The following is a 17659-nucleotide window of genomic DNA, read 5'->3' as shown; positions in this document are numbered from 1 at the left end:
ATGTATGTCGCGGTAAAAGGCGGCGAAGCCGCAATTGCCAACGCTCACAGCCTGCTCGCCGACCGCCGGCGAGGCGACCGTTCGGTACCGGCCCTGCGCCTCGACCAGATCGTCGAACAATTGGCACTCGGTGTCGACCGGGTGATGAGCGAGGGCTCCCTCTACGACCGTGAGCTGGCAGCACTTGCCATCGTCCAGGCGCGCGGCGACATGATCGAGGCGATCTTCCTGGTGCGTGCCTACCGCACCACCCTGCCGCGCTTCGGCTACACCAGGCCGATCGACACCGGCGCCATGCTGGTCGAACGGCGCGTGTCGGCGACCTACAAGGACCTTCCCGGCGGCCAGCTTCTCGGGCCCACTTTCGACTACACGCACCGGCTGCTCGATCCCGAGCTTGCCGCTGGCGCCGATGTCGCCGAACCCTTGCAGCGCGAGAGCGAGGCGCACGCCATGCCGCGCGTCTCGGCTATCCTCGCCCGCGAAGGCCTGATCGAACCGGATGGCGAGATGCCCGGGGATCATGTCCCCGGCGACATAACCCGTGAGCCGCTGGAATTCCCGATGGCCCGCGACATCCGCCTGCAGGCGCTGTCGCGCGGCGACGAGGGCTTCCTGCTGGCGCTCGGGTATTCCACCCAGCGCGGCTACGCCCGCAACCATCCCTTTGTCGGCGAAATCCGCATCGGCGAGGTCGAACTGGAACTCGACGTCCCCGAACTGCCCTTCGCCGTGCCGCTCGGCAAGATGCGCGTCACCGAATGCCAGATGGTCAACCAGTTCAAGGGTTCGGCCAAGGCACCGCCGCAATTCACTCGTGGCTATGGCCTTGTCTTTGGCCAGAGCGAGCGCAAGGCGATGGCCATGGCGCTGTGCGACCGCGCGCTGCGGGCGACGGAACTCGGCGAGGATGTGGTCGCCGCCGCCCAGGACGAAGAGTTCGTCATCTCGCATTCCGACAATGTCCAGGCGACCGGCTTCGTCGAGCACCTGAAGCTGCCGCATTATGTCGACTTCCAGGCCGAACTCGACCTCGTGCGCCGCATGCGCGCCGAATACGAAGCCCGTGAAAACCCCGCCAGAGCGGAAGACAAGCGGGAGGCCGCCGAATGATCGAGGGCCTCTCCCACATGACCTTCATCGTGCGCGACCTCGACCGGATGACGGCCATTCTGCAGGGCGTGCTGGACGCTCGCGAGGTCTACACCAGCGATGCCGAGCAGTTCTCGCTGTCGCGCGAAAAATTCTTCCTGATCGGCGACATCTGGATCGCCATCATGGAAGGCGAGACGCTGCCGGAGCGTAGCTACAACCACATCGCCTTCAAGATCGATGACGCCGATTTCGACCGCTACGCCGAACGTGTCACCAGGCTCGGCCTCGACATGCGCCCGCCGCGGCCGCGCGTCGAGGGCGAAGGCCGCTCGATCTATTTCTACGACGACGACAACCACATGTTCGAACTGCACACCGGCACGCTCGATGAGCGGCTGGCGCGCTACGCCAAGGGATTGGAGGCGGTGCAATGAATTCAGTGCCCACCCCCATGGCCGCCATCGCTGGAATGGCCGCCATGGCTGTCATACCCGGAGTAGTCGCCATTGCCGATACCGACGGACTCACCATGGGAGCCCGCTTTTGGCGCAGGCAGAATCATGCGCCGAAGGAAAAAGAGAACGACCACGCCGAACGCCAGCAGCAGGATTGCGAGATGTATCCACCCGGTTTGGGTCATCCGGCTTCACCCCTGTTCCCGCATCATGGACGCCAGATCAATAGCACAAAGTGGATGAGATCGTCATGACCGACATCGCCACCTACAACTTCGCCTATCTCGACGAACAGACCAAGCGGATGATCCGTCGCGCGATCCTCAAGGGCATTGCCATCCCTGGCTATCAGGTGCCGTTCGCCTCTCGCGAAATGCCGATGCCCTATGGCTGGGGCACCGGTGGCGTCCAGGTCACCGCCTCGATCATCGGCCCGGATGACGTGCTTAAAGTCATCGACCAGGGCGCCGACGACACCACCAATGCCGTCTCGATCCGCGCCTTCTTCAGGAAGGTCGCCAATGTCGCCGTCACCACCGAAACGGCGAGCGCCTCAATCATCCAGACCCGCCACCGCATTCCCGAACATCCGCTTAGCGCCGGCCAGGTTCTGGTCTACCAGGTGCCGATCCCCGAACCGCTGCGCTTCCTCGAGCCGCGCGAGACCGAGACGCGCAAGATGCATGCGCTGGAGGAATACGGCCTCATGCATGTCAAGCTCTACGAGGACATCGCCAAGCACGGCCGCATCGCCACCACCTATGCCTATCCGGTCAAGGTCGAGGGACGCTACGTGATGGACCCGTCGCCGACGCCGAAATTCGACAATCCCAAGATGCACCGTTCGCCGGCCTTGCAGCTGTTCGGCGCCGGCCGCGAGAAGCGCATCTACGCCGTGCCGCCCTTCACCGATGTCGTCAGCCTCGACTTCGAGGACCATCCCTTCGAGGTGCAGACCTTCGACCAGCCCTGCGCGCTGTGCGCCGCCGAGAACGTCTATCTCGACGAGGTCATCCTCGACGATCATGGCGGCCGCATGTTCGTCTGCTCCGACACCGATCACTGCGAAAAGCGGCGTGAAGCGGGCCATCGCGGCCACCTTGCTCCCGAAAGCGACCCAACCTCGCAAACAATGGAGCCGGCGCAATGACCGACGAACCGCTGCTGCGCGTCGCAGCACTTTCCAAATTCTACGGCTCGCGCGTCGGCTGCGACAACGTCTCCTTCGACCTGTGGCCGGGCGAGGTGCTGGCGGTCGTCGGCGAATCCGGCTCCGGCAAGACGACGTTGCTCAACTGCCTGTCGACGCGGCTCTTGCCTTCCTCGGGCACCGCCAGCTACCGCATGCGCGACGGCCAGTTCCGCGAACTCTATCGGATGAGCGAGGCCGAGCGCCGCTTCCTGATGCGCACCGACTGGGGCTTTGTCCATCAGAACCCGGCGGATGGCCTGCGCATGACGGTGTCTGCCGGAGCCAATGTCGGCGAGCGGCTGATGGCGGTGGGTGACCGCCACTACGGCAAGATCCGCGCCACCGCCGTCGACTGGCTGTCGCGAGTCGAGATCGAGCAGGACCGCATCGACGACGAGCCGCGTGCCTTCTCCGGCGGCATGCGCCAGCGCTTGCAGATCGCCCGCAACCTCGTCACCGGCCCGCGGCTGGTGTTCATGGACGAGCCGACCGGCGGCCTCGACGTCTCGGTGCAGGCACGCCTGCTCGATCTCTTGCGCGGCCTGGTCACCGACCTTGGCCTTGCGGCGATCGTCGTCACGCACGACCTCGCGGTGGCCCGGCTTCTGTCGCAGCGCATGATGGTGATGAAGGACGGCCGCGTCGTCGAAAGCGGCCTCACCGACCGCGTCCTCGACGATCCGCGTGCGCCCTACACGCAATTGCTTGTTTCCTCGATTTTGCAGGTGTAGCCGCATGATCCCGAAAAGTGGAAGCCGATTTTCGGATCAGATCATGCGGCAAAGCAAAGGACTTTGACGATGCCAACCCCGCTCGTTGTCTCCGACGTCGCCAAGAGCTTCACCATGCACCTGCGCGACGGCATCAAGCTGCCGGTCGTCGCCGGCGTTTCCTTCTCCATCAAGGCCGGCGAATGCACCGTGCTCGGCGGCCCCTCCGGCGCCGGCAAGAGCTCGATCCTGAAGATGCTCTACGGCAACTATGCCGTCGACGAAGGCCAGATCATCGTCAAGCATGAGGGCGGACTGGTCGACCTCGCCCAGGCCAGCCCGCGCACCGTGCTGGCCATACGCCGGCAAACGATCGGCTATGTCAGCCAGTTCCTGCGTACCGTGCCGCGCGTCTCGGCGCTTGATGTCGTTGCCGAGCCGCTGGTCGAACGCGGCGAGGAACGCGAGACGGCCCGGGATAAGGCACGGAGCTTGCTGGCCCGGCTCAATCTGCCGGAAAAACTCTGGATGCTGCCGCCGGCAACCTTCTCCGGCGGCGAGCAGCAGCGCGTCAACATCGCGCGCGGCTTCATCACCGAACATCCGATCCTGCTGCTCGACGAGCCAACCGCATCGCTCGACGCCACCAACCGCGACGTGGTGATCGGATTGATCGCCGCCAAGAAGGCGGCAGGCGTCGCCCTGCTCGGCATCTTCCACGACCATGATGTGCGCGAGGCGGTGGCCGACCGCATCATCGACGTCACCGTCTTTGCCCCGGGAAAACTCGCCGCATGACCAGGAAATTGTCGGAAACGCCCCTGGTCCACCCAACGGCGGAGGTGCACAATTCGACGCTCGGCCGCTGGACCGAAATTGCCGACCGCAGCCGGGTTTCCGAAAGCGAGCTCGGCGACTATTCCTACATGATGCAGGACTGCGCCGTCTGGTGCGCGACAATCGGCAAGTTCGCCAACATAGCGGCCAGCGTGCGCCTCAACGCCACCAACCATCCGACATGGCGGCCAACCCTGCACCATTTCACCTACCGCGCGCCGGACTATTGGGACGACGCCGAGCATGAGAGCGCGTTTTTCGCCGAGCGCCGCGCGAAAAGGGTCACCATCGGCCACGACACATGGCTCGGTCATGGCTCGACCGTCCTGCCCGGCGTCACCGTCGGCGATGGCGCGGCGGTCGGCGCGGGCGCAGTGGTTTCGAAGGATGTCGCGCCCTACACCATCGTCGCCGGCGTACCGGCAAAACCGATCCGCGAGCGCTTCGATCGCCGCACCGCCGAACGCTACCAGGCGCTGGCCTGGTGGGATTGGGACCATGCCAGGCTGCGCGCCTGTCTGGACGATTTTCGGGAACTGTCGGCCGAGGCATTTCTGGAAAAATACGAGGGATAGCGCTTCACATCCTCGTCAGGGATGGGCAAGGTTCATATCCCTGACATATCGGCTAGGCAGGACCGGCCTTTCCGCTGGAGATCGCTATGCCCGACATCATCAAACCTTCGCTCGCCGGATTCTTTGCCGGCTCCAATCCCAGACCTCCCGTGCATCTCGGCACGCGCTATGACGCGTCGGGCAAATTTCTCCTCGAACCTGGCAATACGGTCGTCAGCCATCTGGTCAGCGGATCATCTTCGGAAACCGTGGTGCTTGCCGTGCGCGAGAAGATGCTGGCGATGCCCGATGCCGATCGCCTCGCCTTTACCCCGGTCTCCAGCCTGCACATGACCCTGTTCCAGGGCGTCATCGAATACCGTCGCCGCCTGCCCTACTGGCCGTCCGATGTGCCGCTCGACACCAGCATCGACGCCATGACCCGTTTCTATCTCGAACGCCTGAAAGGCTTCCAGCGCGCCGGTCCGTTCAACATCAAGGTGGTGGAAGTCGTGCCGACCGGCCTCACCGTCGCTGGCGCGACGGAAGAGGATGTGCGCATCATGCGCGAATGGCGCGACGCGCTCGCAGTGCCGTTCGGCTACCGGCATCCCGATCACGACACCTACGTCTTCCACGTCACCTTCGCCTATCAGACCCAGCGCCTTGCCGATGACAGGGCCGCCGCATGGCAGGCGCTGTTCGACGAGAGCCTGATGCTTTTCGGCCGGGAGGCGCCGGTGATCGAGATCAGGCCACCCGCCTTCTGCGCCTTCCGCGACATGAAGCATTTCGAGGAGTTGCTGGTGCTCGGCTGATCGCCCGTTAGAGGCCGGCCGCCGCGCCTGTGGAGCGTAACAAAACTGACATGCCCGCGACACGGCAGGTTCATGTCACTGCGTTAGGCGAGAGTCCGACGATCAATGGTCCGGACTGGAACCTGCCATGCCAGCAGCCTCTGCCACGCTCGAAATTCGCGGTGTCAGCCGACGATTTGGCAAGAACACCGCCGTCAGCGACGTCAACATCTCGATCCCGCAAGGTCAGATGGTCGGCGTCATCGGCCGTTCGGGCGCCGGCAAATCAACTCTTCTTCGCATGATCAACCGTCTCGTCGACCCCAGCCAGGGGTCGATTTTTTTTGACGGCGCCGAGGTTTCGCAATTGCGCGGCTCGCCGCTGCGGCGCTGGCAGCGCGACTGCGCCATGATCTTCCAGCAGTTCAACCTGGTGCCGCGCCTCGACGTGCTGACCAACGTGCTGCTGGGCAAATTGAACCACCGCTCGACCGTGTCCAACCTTCTCGGCATGTTCTCGCGCGCCGAGTGCGCCGAAGCGGTCGCCGCGCTCGAGCGGCTCGACATTGCCCGCACCGCGCTGCAGCCCGCCGGCACATTGTCGGGCGGCCAGCAGCAGCGTGTCGCCATCGCGCGTGCCATGATGCAGCAGCCCAAGGTGATCCTCGCCGACGAGCCGATCGCCTCGCTAGATCCGCTCAACGCCAAGGTGGTGATGGATTCGCTGCAGGACATCAATCTGCGCGAAGGCATCACCGTCGTCACCAATCTGCACACGCTCGATACCGCGCGCACCTATTGCAACCGCATCATCGGCATGGCCGCCGGCAAGGTCGTCTTCGACGGCCCGCCCGAAGCGCTCGACCGCGAAGCGGTGCGTCTCGTCTATGGCGCCGACAGCAATGGCGGCGAAATCTCGGAGGTCATCACCTCCACCAGCGTTGCCTTCAAGCAGAAGATTGCCGCATCCGCCGGACCGCTCGAACCCGCATTCCCGGGGTACTGAGCCCATTACGGGCCAATAGCGAGCAGCCTGGATCGTCCGCCCGCGTCAAGGGCACTTGTCAAGATCAAGAACGTCGCCGGCGCGGGGCCGGAACTTACAGGAGAGACATCAATGTTCAGGAAGATGGTTTTCGGCGCCGTTTCGGTGCTCGCCATGGCCACCAGCATGGCTCACGCCGCCGACATGAAGGAATTTCGCGTTGGCATTCTCGGCGGTGAAAACGAAACCGACCGGCTGCGCAACTATCAGTGCCTGGCCGATCACCTGAAGACCGAATTCGGCTTCGAGAAGGTTTCGCTGTTCCCCGCCGCCGACTATGACGGCGTCATCCAGGGCCTGCTCGGCGGCACGCTCGACTTCGCCGAACTCGGCGCTTCCGGCTATGCCAGCGTCTATCTCAAGGACCCGAAGGCGGTCACCCCGATCCTCACCACCAAGCAGACCGACGGCTCGACCGGCTATTACTCGATCGGCCTGGCGCTGAAGACCTCGGGCATCACCGACATCAAGTCGGCCAAGGGCAAGAAGCTCGGCTACGCCGACCCGGATTCGACCTCGGGCTACCTGATCCCGCTGACCCAGATCCCGAAGGATACAGGCGCGTCGAACGAAACCTTCTTCGCCTCGACCCAGTTCAATGGCGGCCATGAGAACAACATCCTGGCCGTGCGTGACGGCAAGGTCGACGTCGCGGTCGACGATTCCTCGGGCATCGGCGATTTCAAGAACGGCTTCACCTCCGGCACCTTCCACAAGGTCGTCGCCAAGGGTGCCGTCGACCCGAACGACTTCGTCGAAGTCTGGCGCTCGGGCCTGATCCCGAACGGCCCGCTGGTCGTGCGCACCGCGCTCGGCGACGACATGACCGCCAAGCTCACCGCTTTCTTCACCGACCTGCCCAACAAGGACAAGGCTTGCTTCGAAGGCGTCGAAGGCGGCGATTTTACCGGCTACGTTCCGGTGAAGCCGGACTTCTACAACGTCATCGTCGAAGCCCGTAAGGCTGCCATCGGCGGCTAACGGCGAAATCGAAAAGGGCGGCACCTCGGTTGCCGCCCTTTTTGCATCTCCGATCATGACCCTTTCCGTGACAGCCCCTTCCGGCGCCACCCACCAGATGGCCGATGCCTGGCGACGCCAGACCTCGCTGCGCCGGTTCTATACCGTGCTCGGCGTCGGTCTGCTGATCGCCGCCATGCTGGCCAGCATGTGGTTCGCCGACGAAGCCAATGCCGGGCATTTCTTCGACCGGCTGCCGCATATTCTGGATTTCCTGAGCTGGCTCATTCCCAAGGACTGGAACGACGTCTGGCGCGCGCTCTTCGACATCGCCTCGCCGCACGACATCGGCACCCAGGAATTCAACTTCCCGCTCGGACGTGTCTATGTCTGGGGCAGTTTCTACATCCCCGAATATTTCGAGCTGATGATCACCACGGTGAACATGGCGCTGGTCTCGACCTTCATCGGTTTCATGTTCGCGGTGCCCTTTTCCTTCATCGCGGCGCGCAATCTGACACCGCATCCGGTGCTGCGACTGGTCGTCAAGCGCTTCATGGAACTGCTGCGCGCTTTCCCCGAAATCGTCATCGCCGGCCTGTTCGCGGCAATCGTCTCGGCCGGCCCGATCGCCGCCATCATCGCCATCGGCCTGCATTCGATCGGCGCTCTCGGCAAGCTGTTCTACGAAATCAATGAGAACATCGACATGCGGGCCGAGGAAGGCCTGCGCGCGGTCGGCGCCAACTGGTTCGAGCGCGTTCGTTTTGCCGGCCTGCCGCAGGTGCTGCCCAATTTCATGTCGTACACGCTGCTGCGCGTCGAGATCAACGTCCGCGTCTCGACCATCATTGGCGCCGTCGGCGGCGGCGGCATCGGCGAAGAGCTGAAGCTGTCCATCTCGCGCGGCTTCGGCGCCAAGACGCTGGCGCTGGTGCTGCTGCTGTTCACGACAATCTTCATCATCGACCAGTTCTCCGCCTGGCTCCGTCGCAAGCTTGTCGGCGAACAAGCCTTCATGATGGGGGCCTAGACCATGGCGACCATGACCGCCGAGCAGATGCTGTCGATCGAGCAGCGCCATCCGCAGATATTTCGGCGGCCGCTGTACAAACGCTTCACGCCGCTGCTCCTGTTCGCCGGCATTCTGCTCTACCTCGTCTATGTCCTGTGGTTCTTCAGCCTGCCGCAGGTGCTGCGCGAATCGCACTGGGAACGCCTGCCGCTCTTCCTGACGCAATGGGTCAGCTACGACCTGCAGCCGGAATTCCGCCTCGACCAACCGGAGATCACACCCAAATATCCGCGCTTCTCGGCTCTTGGCGAGAATCCGAATCCGGACTGGGTGATCAAGAACGCGAACGGCACCTACACCATCCTGATCGATGGACCGGCCAAGTCGGTCACCTTCGACAAGACCCAGGCGACCATCGTCGCCAACGGCCAGACGGTCCCTGTGTCTCTGACTGGCGGCAAGCCGGTGGTATCAGGCCCGGTGCCGGACTGGGTCACCGTGCATGACGACGAGATCGTCGCCAAGATGGGTTTCGTCGGCGAGGTGCGCGTCACGGTCGACCGCGTCAAGGTGCGCAAGCGCTTTCTGGGCTGGGCGAATTTCGTCTTCGACACGCGCTCGCCCTTCTTCGGCAAACCGGCCGGCGAAGTCGTCTCGCTGATCATGTCCGGGCCGGAGCTGAAGCCCGGCACATCGAACCTCGCGCTCGCCGGCGACAATATCTGGAACAACGCCCAGTGGCAGCACGGCGACGTCTGGACGAAGTTGTTGCAGACCATCGTCATGGCGTTCCTTGGCACGCTGCTTGGCGGCATCGTCGCCTTCCCGCTGGCCTTCTTCGCGGCGCGCAACATCACGCCGAGCGGTGTGCTGAGCCAGGTGCTCAAGCGCTTCTTCGACTTCATGCGATCGGTCGACATGCTGATCTGGGCGCTGTTCTTCACCCGTGCCTTCGGCCCCGGGCCGCTGGCCGGAAGTGCCGCGATCTTCTTCACCGAGATCGGCACGCTCGGCAAAACCTATTCCGAGGCGCTGGAAAACATCGACGACAAGCCACGCGAGGGCGTGCTCTCGACCGGCGCCAACGGCCTCCTGGTCCAGCGCTATGGCGTCATGCCCGAGGTGATCCCGGTCTTCATCAGCCAGACGCTCTATCAGTGGGAATCCAACACCCGCGGCGCCACCATCATCGGCGCTGTCGGCGCCGGCGGCATCGGCCTGAAACTGTGGGAAGCCATGCGCACCAACTCCAACTGGGCCAACGTCTTCTACATGGTGCTGCTGATCCTCATGGTCGTCTTCATCTTCGACAACATCTCGAACTTCCTGCGCCGCCGGCTGAGCCGGACGATCCATGACTACAACCGGATCCAGGCTGAGCAGGGGTGATCAACGGTCGCTATGAGTGGCAGCGACCACCGCGCCTTCGTCATCCACATGCGAAGCAAGGAGCGACGCGACGCGGCGCAGAACGATCGCTCAGGTGCCCGCCGGGTCCGCTCCGCCCATGGATGACGAAGAGAAGGGCTCAAGCCGCCTTCTTCCACCCATTCCTGATATGCTTGTACCCGTCCCGGTACACAGCTTCCGGTGTCTCGGAAAAATCGCGCCACACTTTCGTCGCCGCCGCCAGATCCTTCAGCGAGCGGCCGAACGCTTCGATGGTCAGCCAGTCGTCATAGCCGCTCTTGCGGATGGCCGCGAATGTCTCCGGCCAAGGGATGTTGCCGCGTCCCGGCACGCCGCGATCGTTCTCCGATATGTGGATATGCACGACATTGCCCCGATGCTTCGTGTAAGCGCCGATCGGATCGGGCTCCTCGATATTGGCGTGGAACGTATCGTACATCGCCTTAATGTGCGGGCGGTCGATGGCGTCGATATGCTCCGACAGGTCGGCCATGGTGTTGAGAAGATAGCATTCGAAGCGGTTCAGTGCCTCGAGCCCGATGGTGACGTTACGCTTGCCGGCATGGTCACCGATGGCGCGCTGCGAGGCGACCGAGCGTTTCTTTTCGGCTGATGTCGGCCCGGAGCCTGAAAAGGCGCCGAGTGTCGAGTGCAGCGGTCCGCTCAGCGTCCTCGCGCCAAGCGCGTCGGCACAGTCGATGGCCCATTTCATGTAGTCGACTCCGGCCTTGCGCGTCGCCGCGTCGGCCGAGATCAGGTTCATCGCCGGATCGCCCATGGCTGAAACGGCCGTTCTCTCAAGGCCGATGCGGTCGAGCAGGTCGCCGAGCTTGCTGTAATCGTCCGGCGCGCCGGCGAAGATCGGGATCTCGACGCCGTCGAAGCCGGTTGCCTTGATGTCGCGTAGCAGCGGCTCGTGCTTCCTCGACACCGTCGTCGTCCACAAGAACATGCACATGCCAATTTTCATCGACACCCCTCCCCCTCTAGAAATGCGCCCAGGTTCAGGCGGGGCCCCACCCTCACATGACGACCGTGCCCTAGAGCTTTGTCCACGCCCCATTCTTTTTTGAAGATTTCACGCAGGCTTCGATAAAGGCCATGCCTTCGACGCCGTCCTGGATGGTTGGGAAGACGACATCCCTGGCCGGCTTGCCGCCCTTGCGACGCGCCGCGCGGATGGCGCGCGCCGCTTCCTGATAGATGTTTGCGAAGCCTTCGAGATAACCCTCGGGATGGCCCGACGGAACGCGGCTGACGCGGCCAGCCACCGGCAGCGCACCGGCACCGTTGCGGGTGATCAATTGTTTCGGCTGGCCGAACGGCGTGTACCAGAGGTAGTTGGGATCGGCCTGCACCCATTCCAGCCCGCCCTTGGAGCCGTAGATGCGCAGCTTCAAGCCGTTCTCGTGGCCGGGCGCCACCTGGCTGGCCCAGATCATGCCCTTGGCCGGATGCGTTTTTCCCGCCGGTTTGAAACGCAGCATGACGTTGACATTGTCGTCGAGCAGCCGCCCCGGGACGAAAGCATCGAGATCGGCCGAGAGCGAATCGAGCTCGAGTCCGGAAACGAAGCGGGCAAGATTATAGGCATGGGTTCCGATGTCGCCGAGCGCGCCACCCGCACCGGCCTGCTTGGGATCGCCGCGCCACGAGGCCTGCTTCTGGCCGGTAGCGGCGAGGTCCTCGGTCAGCCAGTCCTGCGGATATTCCGACTGCACGATGCGGATATCGCCCAGCGCCCCCTTGGCCACCATCTCGCGCGCCTGCCGAACCATCGGATAGGCGGTGTAATTGTGGGTGAGCACGAAGACCTTGCCGGTCCTCTCAACCACCGCCGCGAGCTTTTTTGCTTCGGCCAGCGTCGTTGCCAGGGGCTTGTCGCAGACCACGTGGATGCCTGCTTCGAGGAATGCCTTGGCCGCCGGCACATGCACATTGTTGGGGGTGACGATGGCCACGGCCTCGATGCCGTCCGGGCGCTTCGCTTCGGCCTTGGCCATTTCGGCATAGGACGCATAGCTGCGGTCGGGATCAAGCCCGAGTTCTGCGGCCGAGGCTTTCGCCCGCGCCGGGTCGGACGACAGCGCACCGGCGACCAGCACGAAATCATTGTCCAGCCGCGCCGCGATCCGGTGCACCGCGCCGATGAAGGCGCCTTGCCCGCCGCCGACCATGCCGTAGCGGATCGGGCCGCCCCCCGCTTCCGACTTCGATGCGCCAACCATGTCTTTACTCCCTCGTGCGAAATGCCCCTCCCCGAAGGGAGCCTTGTCAGATTCCCATCATGGCGCGCAGCAGCTTCTTGTCCGTGGTGCCGGCGGCGAAATCGTCGAATGCCTTCTCCGTCACCCGGATGATGTGGTGCTGGATGAAGGGCGCGCCCTCGGCGGCGCCATCCTCCGGATGCTTCAGGCAGCACTCCCATTCCAGCACCGCCCAGGAATCGTAGTTGTACTGGGTCAGCTTGGAGAAGATGCCGCCGAAATCCACTTGCCCGTCACCGAGCGAGCGGAAGCGGCCGGCGCGGTTGGTCCAGCTCTGGTAGCCGGAGTAGACGCCTTGCCGCCCGGTCGGATTGAACTCGGCGTCCTTGACGTGGAAAGCCTTGATCCGCTCGTGATAGATGTCGATGAATTCGAGATAGTCGAGCTGCTGCAGCAGGAAGTGCGACGGGTCGTAGTTGATGTTGCAGCGCTTGTGGCCGCCAAGCGCATCGAGGAACATCTCGAAGGTCGCGCCATCGAAGACGTCTTCCGAGGGATGGATTTCGTAGCCGATATCGACGCCATTGTCCTCGTAGACGTCCAGGATCGGCTTCCACCGCTTGGCCAGTTCGCCGAAGGCTTCCTCGATCAGCCCGGCCGGCCGCTGCGGGAAGGGATAGAGATAGGGGAACGCCAGCGAGCCGGTGAACGAGACCGAGACATCGAGCCCGAGATTGCGCGAAGCCTTGGCGCCGAATTTCATCTGCTCGACAGCCCATTTCTGCCGTGCCTTCGGGTTGTTGTGCACCGAGGGCGGCGCGAAGCCATCCATCTGCGCGTCATAGGCCGGATGCACCGCCACCAACTGCCCCTGAAGATGCGTCGACAGTTCGGTGATCTCGACGCCGGCGTCAGCGCAGATGCCCTTCACCTCGTCGCAATAGGCCTTGGACGACGCCGCCTTCTTGAGGTCGAACAGGCGCGCGTCCCAGGTTGGTATCTGCACGCCTTTGTAGCCGAGACCGGCCGCCCATTTGGTGATCGACGCCAGTGAATTGAACGGTGCGGCATCGCCCGCGAACTGCGCCAGGAACAATCCAGGGCCCTTCATTGTCGTCGGCATCGGCATCCTCCCTCATTTGTCTGGACCAAGCATAGCGCCTGATGAACGCAGGGCCAGCCACTTTGGTCTTTTCGCGTCGGGCGCTTTGCCCGCTCTGCTATTCTGGTATTACCAAATAAGGCAATTCGGTCAAGCCTCGGATTGCGCGCACAAGGCCAATCATCCCGACAAACCGGCGACACATATCGCAATATAATCAACAAACTAATGCAGCGCAGTGGCCGCAGCACCACGGTTCTTGCCGTCTCGAAGAATTTACTGTAGACCTCATTTCAGGCCCAATTGGTCGAACCAGTTTGCAAGAAAAGGCTGGGGATGCCTTGGGGAGGAACCCTTGCGTCGCCTTTTGGCGACGCATGTCGCAGGCAAACCATTCGGACGGATTTGGGAAGGACAGACCATGCATCTTTCGACGCACAACTGGATGCGCGCGGAACCCCTGGAGACGACGCTCAGGCGTATCAAGAAATTCGGCTACGAGTCGATCGAGATTTCCGGCGAGCCCGAGCAGTACAAGACCAAGGAGACGCGCGCGCTGCTGAAGGAGCATGGCATACGCTGCTGGGGCTCGGTGACGTTGATGCTGGGCGAACGCAACCTCGCCGCCAAGAACCAGGGCCAGCGCGAGCGCTCCGTGCAATATGTCAAGGATGTGCTGACCATGGTCAGCGAACTCGACGGCGAGATCATCACGCTGGTTCCGGCGACCGTCGGCAAGGTGGTGCCCGACGGCACCGAGGAAGAGGAGTGGAAGTGGGTCGTCGACGCCACCCGCGAATGCTTCACCCATGCCAAGAAGGTCGGCGTCAAGATCGCCGTCGAGCCGTTGAACCGCTTCGAGACCTATCTGTTCAATCGCGGCGCCCAGGCGCTGGCGCTGGCCGACGCTGTCAGCCCCGAATGCGGCGTCTGCCTGGATGCCTACCACATCCATATGGAGGAATTTAACGTCCATGACGCCATCCGGCAGGTCGGCAAGCGCCTCTTCGACTTCCACGTCGCCGACAACAACCGCTTTGCCGCCGGTCTCGGCCAGATCGATTGGCCTGCGATCGTCGCGACCTTGCGGGAAGTCGGCTACGACGGCGCGCTGACCAATGAGTTCGTCGCCCCCGTCGATCGCACGCCGGCCGCACCCTATCCCGAAATGGTCGAGCGCCACCCGGTCGATATCTCGCCCGAACAGCTGAAGTTCATCCAGGATCATGGCTCCAGCGTGCTCACCGAAAAATTCTACACCGACCAGATGCGCATCACCGCCGAAACGCTGCTGCCGCTGATCAAGTAGTCGACGTCTGTTGGGAGTTTGCCCTTCCGCCCTGACCGGCGGCGGGGCTGGGGAAAAATATGCGCATCAAGACAGTCCAGGCCTGGTGGGTCCGCGTCCCGATCGAAGCCGCGAAGCAGCACCGCAGCGACTTCGGCCAGGTGACGACTTTCGACGCCGCCATCCTGCGCATCGAAACCGATGACGGGCTGGTAGGCTGGGGCGAAGGCAAGAATGCCGCCGGCAGCGCCGGCAGCTACGGTGCACTCGTCCATATGCTGAACCACGAGGTCGGGCCGCAACTGATCGGCCGCGACCCCGCCGATATCGGCATCATCTGGGAGATGCTCTACAACGGCGTGCGCCACGAGAGTGCCGCCCGCGCCGGTCACGCCATGCCGCAGCTGGCGCGGCGCGGCATGAGCATTGCCGCCATCAGCGCCGTCGACATCGCGCTCTGGGATATATTGGGCAAGTCGCTCGGCCAGCCGGTCTGGCGGCTTCTCGGCGGTCGCAAGGTCGATCGCATGCAGGCCTATGCCTCGGGAGGCTGGGCATCGGCCGACGCCATAGGCGAGCAATTGAGATCCTATATCGCCAAAGGCGGCTTCAAGGCGCTGAAGATGCGGGTCGGCGCCATGGATGGTGCAGCCCATATTTCCGCCGCACGCGTGCGCGCCGCGCGCCAGGCACTCGGCCCCGACGTCGAATTGATGGTCGATGCCCACGGCACCTATGCGGTGGCGGAAGCCAAGCGCTTCATCCGTCTCGTCGGCGATCTCGATCTCGCCTGGTTCGAGGAGCCCGTCATCGCCGACGACAAGTCCGGCATGGCCGAGGTGCGCGCCTCGGGCGCGGTTCCGATCGCCACAGGCGAGAGCGAAGCCACGCGCTATGCCTTCCGCGACCTCGCCGTGCTCAAGGCGGCCGACATCTTCCAGCCCGATCCCGCCTTCTGCGGCGGCATCAGCGAGGCGATGAAGATCGGCACCATTGCCAGTGCCTTCAATCTGCGCTTTGCGCCGCATCTGTGGGCCGGCGCGCCCTGCTTCTTCGCCGGCCTGCATGTCTGCGCCGCCTCGCCGTCGAGTTTCACGGTCGAATATTCGCTCGGCGCCAACCCGATGATCCACGATTTGGTCGAAGAGACTGTCGAAGCCAAGGACGGTATGATAGCGATCCCGGAAAAGCCCGGATTGGGATTCACCATTTCGGAGCGGTTCCTGGAGGCGCACGCGCAACGAAGTTGACGATGAAAGAAAAGAACCTTCTTGCCGAACTCGCCGCCTATCTGTTCTCCCATTCGGACAAGGAGAGCGGGCGCACGCCTTCGGAACGCGAACTGGCGGAGCATTTCTCCGTCAGCCGCGGCCAGATCCGCGAGGCGCTCGCCATCCTCGAGGCGATGCGCATCGTCGAGCGCCGGGCCAAATCGGGCATCTACATCGACACCAAACAGGCGAGCGTGGAAGCGCTGGCGCTTTTCGCCCGCGCGGGCCTGCCACTCGATCCCCTGCAGATCTATGAGACGGTCGAGCTGCGCAAGATCCACGAGATCAAAGCGGCCGAGCTCGCCTGTTCGCGCGCCACCGAGGAGAATTTCGAACGGCTGCGCGAAATCCTGAAAGCCTCCGAGGAACGCATCGCCGCTGGCGAAGGCCTCGCCAAGGAGGACCGCGAATTCCATCTCGAAATCGTGCGCGCCACGAAGAACGGCGTTTTTCACAACATCTGCAGCGTCTACTATCTGATGGGCGAGCAGCGCCTGCCGATCTACTTCAACGATCCCGAACGCAGCGTGCGCTCGCATGCCGAGCATGTGCAGATCTATGAGGCGCTGCTGCGCCGCGACGGCAATCTCGCCCAGGCGCTGATGAGCGCTCATCTGCAGGGCGCGGAAAGCTATTGGAAAGGGCTGATCGAGGGCGGCAAGGCGGCTGCGCCCGCGAGCCCTGCGCTCGAAAAGGCCTGACCGTGGCCCAGAGCGTGCCGAAGATCCTGTCCACCCATGCGTTGCACCCGCGCGCATCGGCGAAACTTGCCGGCGTCGGTCAACTCGTCATTGCTTCGGCACTCGATGCCGCCACCTTGGCCAGGGAAGCGAAGGACGTCGACATCGTCATCGTGCGCGCGCCCTTGCCGCCGGCGCTGTTCGAAGGTGCCTGGAAGCTGAGGGCTGCGATCCGCCATGGCGCCGGGCTCGACATGATCCCGATGGAAGCAGCGACCGCGGCCGGTGTCCTGGTCGCCAACGTGCCGGCGGTCAATGCCCGTTCAGTGGCCGAACATGTCATGTTCGCCGCGCTTGCACTGCTGCGCCAGTTCCGCAGGGTCGACCGCGACCTGCGCGCGAAAGGCTGGCTGGCCGGGCGCGAGCACGCCAATGCCAACATCGAACTCGCCGGCAAGACCATCGGCATCGTCGGCCTTGGCGCCGTCGGGCAGGCGGTCGGCCATATCGCCGCGCACGGCTTCGACCTGAAAGTGGTGGCGACGACGCGCAGCATGCAACCGGCGCCCGACAAGGTTGGCTTCCTGTCGATCGACGCGCTGGTCGAGCAGAGCGACATCATCGTTCTGTGCTGCCCGCTGACGCCGGAGACACGCGGCCTGATCAGCCGCGAACGCATTGCCCGCATGAGGCCCAACGCGCTGCTGATCAACGTGTCGCGCGGGCCAGTAATCGACGACGACGCGCTGATCGACGCCTTGCGGGAGCGCCGCATCGGCGGAGCAGCGCTCGACGTTTTCTCGACGCAGCCGCTGCCGTCAAACCATCCCTATTTCGGCTTCGACAATGTCATCATCACCCCTCACATGGCCGGCATTACCGAGGAATCGATGATGCGCATGGGCGTCGGCGCGGCCGGCGAAGCCTTGCTGGTCCTAGCAGACAAGCTGCCTGTCAATCTGCGCAACCCCGAAGTGGTCGACCACTACAGGCGGCGGTTTCCAGGCCTGACATAGCAATCGCGTTTTTGCCCCATTTTTT

At 63.6% G+C, this 17659-nt stretch carries 19 protein-coding genes; 16 read left to right on the top strand and 3 right to left on the bottom strand.

Annotation, left to right across the window (positions count from 1 at the left end; all coding sequences use genetic code 11):
• The 12 genes from FJ967_RS24105 (at window position 1) to phnE (FJ967_RS24050) (ending at window position 10049) form a co-directional block, all read left to right on the top strand.
• Complete coding sequence (locus FJ967_RS24105; protein WP_140734472.1) at window positions 1-1113, top strand: carbon-phosphorus lyase complex subunit PhnI; 1113 nt, start codon at window positions 1-3, stop codon at window positions 1111-1113.
• Window positions 1110-1529 (top strand): FosX/FosE/FosI family fosfomycin resistance hydrolase, encoded by a 420-nt coding sequence (gene fosX, locus FJ967_RS24100; protein ID WP_140734470.1) that lies wholly within the window; start codon window positions 1110-1112, stop codon window positions 1527-1529. Before FJ967_RS24105 ends, fosX begins: the two co-directional genes overlap by 4 nt.
• Window positions 1526-1804: a hypothetical protein gene (locus FJ967_RS24095; RefSeq protein ID WP_140734468.1), complete on the top strand. Its 279-nt coding sequence runs from the start codon at window positions 1526-1528 to the stop codon at window positions 1802-1804. The genes fosX and FJ967_RS24095 overlap by 4 nt, the downstream gene beginning before the upstream one ends.
• The gene (locus FJ967_RS24090) at window positions 1801-2700 is read left to right on the top strand and encodes an alpha-D-ribose 1-methylphosphonate 5-phosphate C-P-lyase PhnJ (RefSeq protein WP_140734466.1); all 900 of its coding nucleotides are present in this window, start codon (window positions 1801-1803) and stop codon (window positions 2698-2700) included. Before FJ967_RS24095 ends, FJ967_RS24090 begins: the two co-directional genes overlap by 4 nt.
• Window positions 2697-3473 carry a phosphonate C-P lyase system protein PhnK gene (gene phnK / locus FJ967_RS24085; protein ID WP_140734464.1) on the top strand — a complete coding sequence of 259 codons (777 nt, stop codon included), beginning with the start codon at window positions 2697-2699 and terminating at the stop codon, window positions 3471-3473. Before FJ967_RS24090 ends, phnK begins: the two co-directional genes overlap by 4 nt.
• A gap of 69 nt (window positions 3474-3542) precedes the next feature.
• Window positions 3543-4250: a phosphonate C-P lyase system protein PhnL gene (gene phnL / locus FJ967_RS24080; protein ID WP_140734462.1), complete on the top strand. Its 708-nt coding sequence runs from the start codon at window positions 3543-3545 to the stop codon at window positions 4248-4250.
• A complete protein-coding gene (locus FJ967_RS24075) occupies window positions 4247-4864 on the top strand; it encodes a DapH/DapD/GlmU-related protein (protein ID WP_140734460.1) in 618 nt (205 codons plus the stop codon). The genes phnL and FJ967_RS24075 overlap by 4 nt, the downstream gene beginning before the upstream one ends.
• Before the next feature lie 86 nt (window positions 4865-4950).
• Window positions 4951-5661 (top strand): DUF1868 domain-containing protein, encoded by a 711-nt coding sequence (locus FJ967_RS24070; protein ID WP_140734458.1) that lies wholly within the window; start codon window positions 4951-4953, stop codon window positions 5659-5661.
• Window positions 5662-5788: 127 nt separating this feature from the next.
• Window positions 5789-6646, top strand: a complete 858-nt coding sequence (gene phnC, locus FJ967_RS24065) for a phosphonate ABC transporter ATP-binding protein (protein WP_140734456.1) — start codon at window positions 5789-5791, stop codon at window positions 6644-6646.
• A gap of 111 nt (window positions 6647-6757) precedes the next feature.
• A complete protein-coding gene (phnD, locus tag FJ967_RS24060; protein ID WP_140734454.1) occupies window positions 6758-7666 on the top strand; it encodes a phosphonate ABC transporter substrate-binding protein in 909 nt (302 codons plus the stop codon).
• 55 nt (window positions 7667-7721) lie between these two features.
• Window positions 7722-8678 carry a phosphonate ABC transporter, permease protein PhnE gene (gene phnE, locus FJ967_RS24055; RefSeq protein WP_140734452.1) on the top strand — a complete coding sequence of 319 codons (957 nt, stop codon included), beginning with the start codon at window positions 7722-7724 and terminating at the stop codon, window positions 8676-8678.
• Window positions 8679-8681: 3 nt separating this feature from the next.
• Window positions 8682-10049, top strand: coding sequence for a phosphonate ABC transporter, permease protein PhnE (phnE, locus tag FJ967_RS24050; protein WP_140734450.1), 1368 nt, complete (start codon window positions 8682-8684; stop codon window positions 10047-10049).
• A 139-nt stretch (window positions 10050-10188) separates the two neighbouring features.
• On the opposite strand, the gene FJ967_RS24045 is transcribed toward phnE (FJ967_RS24050), so the two are convergent.
• The 3 genes from FJ967_RS24045 to FJ967_RS24035 all read right to left on the bottom strand — a co-directional run bounded on the left by FJ967_RS24045 (window position 10189) and on the right by FJ967_RS24035 (window position 13400).
• Window positions 10189-11040, bottom strand: coding sequence for a sugar phosphate isomerase/epimerase (locus tag FJ967_RS24045; protein ID WP_140734448.1), 852 nt, complete (start codon window positions 11038-11040; stop codon window positions 10189-10191).
• Between the two features lie 70 nt (window positions 11041-11110).
• Window positions 11111-12298: a Gfo/Idh/MocA family oxidoreductase gene (locus FJ967_RS24040; protein WP_140734446.1), complete on the bottom strand. Its 1188-nt coding sequence runs from the start codon at window positions 12296-12298 to the stop codon at window positions 11111-11113.
• A 46-nt stretch (window positions 12299-12344) separates the two neighbouring features.
• Window positions 12345-13400 carry a sugar phosphate isomerase/epimerase gene (locus tag FJ967_RS24035; RefSeq protein WP_140734444.1) on the bottom strand — a complete coding sequence of 352 codons (1056 nt, stop codon included), beginning with the start codon at window positions 13398-13400 and terminating at the stop codon, window positions 12345-12347.
• A 400-nt stretch (window positions 13401-13800) separates the two neighbouring features.
• Between FJ967_RS24035 and FJ967_RS24030 the strand changes: the two genes are divergently transcribed.
• The 4 genes from FJ967_RS24030 to FJ967_RS24015 are packed head-to-tail and all read left to right on the top strand — an operon-like array spanning window position 13801 to window position 17634.
• Window positions 13801-14688 (top strand): sugar phosphate isomerase/epimerase, encoded by an 888-nt coding sequence (locus FJ967_RS24030; RefSeq protein ID WP_140734442.1) that lies wholly within the window; start codon window positions 13801-13803, stop codon window positions 14686-14688.
• Window positions 14689-14747: 59 nt separating this feature from the next.
• Complete coding sequence (locus FJ967_RS24025; RefSeq protein WP_140734440.1) at window positions 14748-15917, top strand: mandelate racemase/muconate lactonizing enzyme family protein; 1170 nt, start codon at window positions 14748-14750, stop codon at window positions 15915-15917.
• A gap of 2 nt (window positions 15918-15919) precedes the next feature.
• Window positions 15920-16639 (top strand): FadR/GntR family transcriptional regulator, encoded by a 720-nt coding sequence (locus FJ967_RS24020; RefSeq protein ID WP_140734438.1) that lies wholly within the window; start codon window positions 15920-15922, stop codon window positions 16637-16639.
• A 14-nt stretch (window positions 16640-16653) separates the two neighbouring features.
• A complete protein-coding gene (locus FJ967_RS24015) occupies window positions 16654-17634 on the top strand; it encodes a hydroxyacid dehydrogenase (RefSeq protein WP_140734667.1) in 981 nt (326 codons plus the stop codon).
• Window positions 17635-17659: the final 25 nt, after the last annotated feature.

Origin of the sequence: Mesorhizobium sp. B2-3-4 (assembly GCF_006442315.1) — a bacterium.
Lineage (GTDB): Bacteria > Pseudomonadota > Alphaproteobacteria > Rhizobiales > Rhizobiaceae > Mesorhizobium.
Note: the sequence above shows the minus strand (reverse complement) of the source record. Positions and strands in the feature narration are given on the sequence as shown.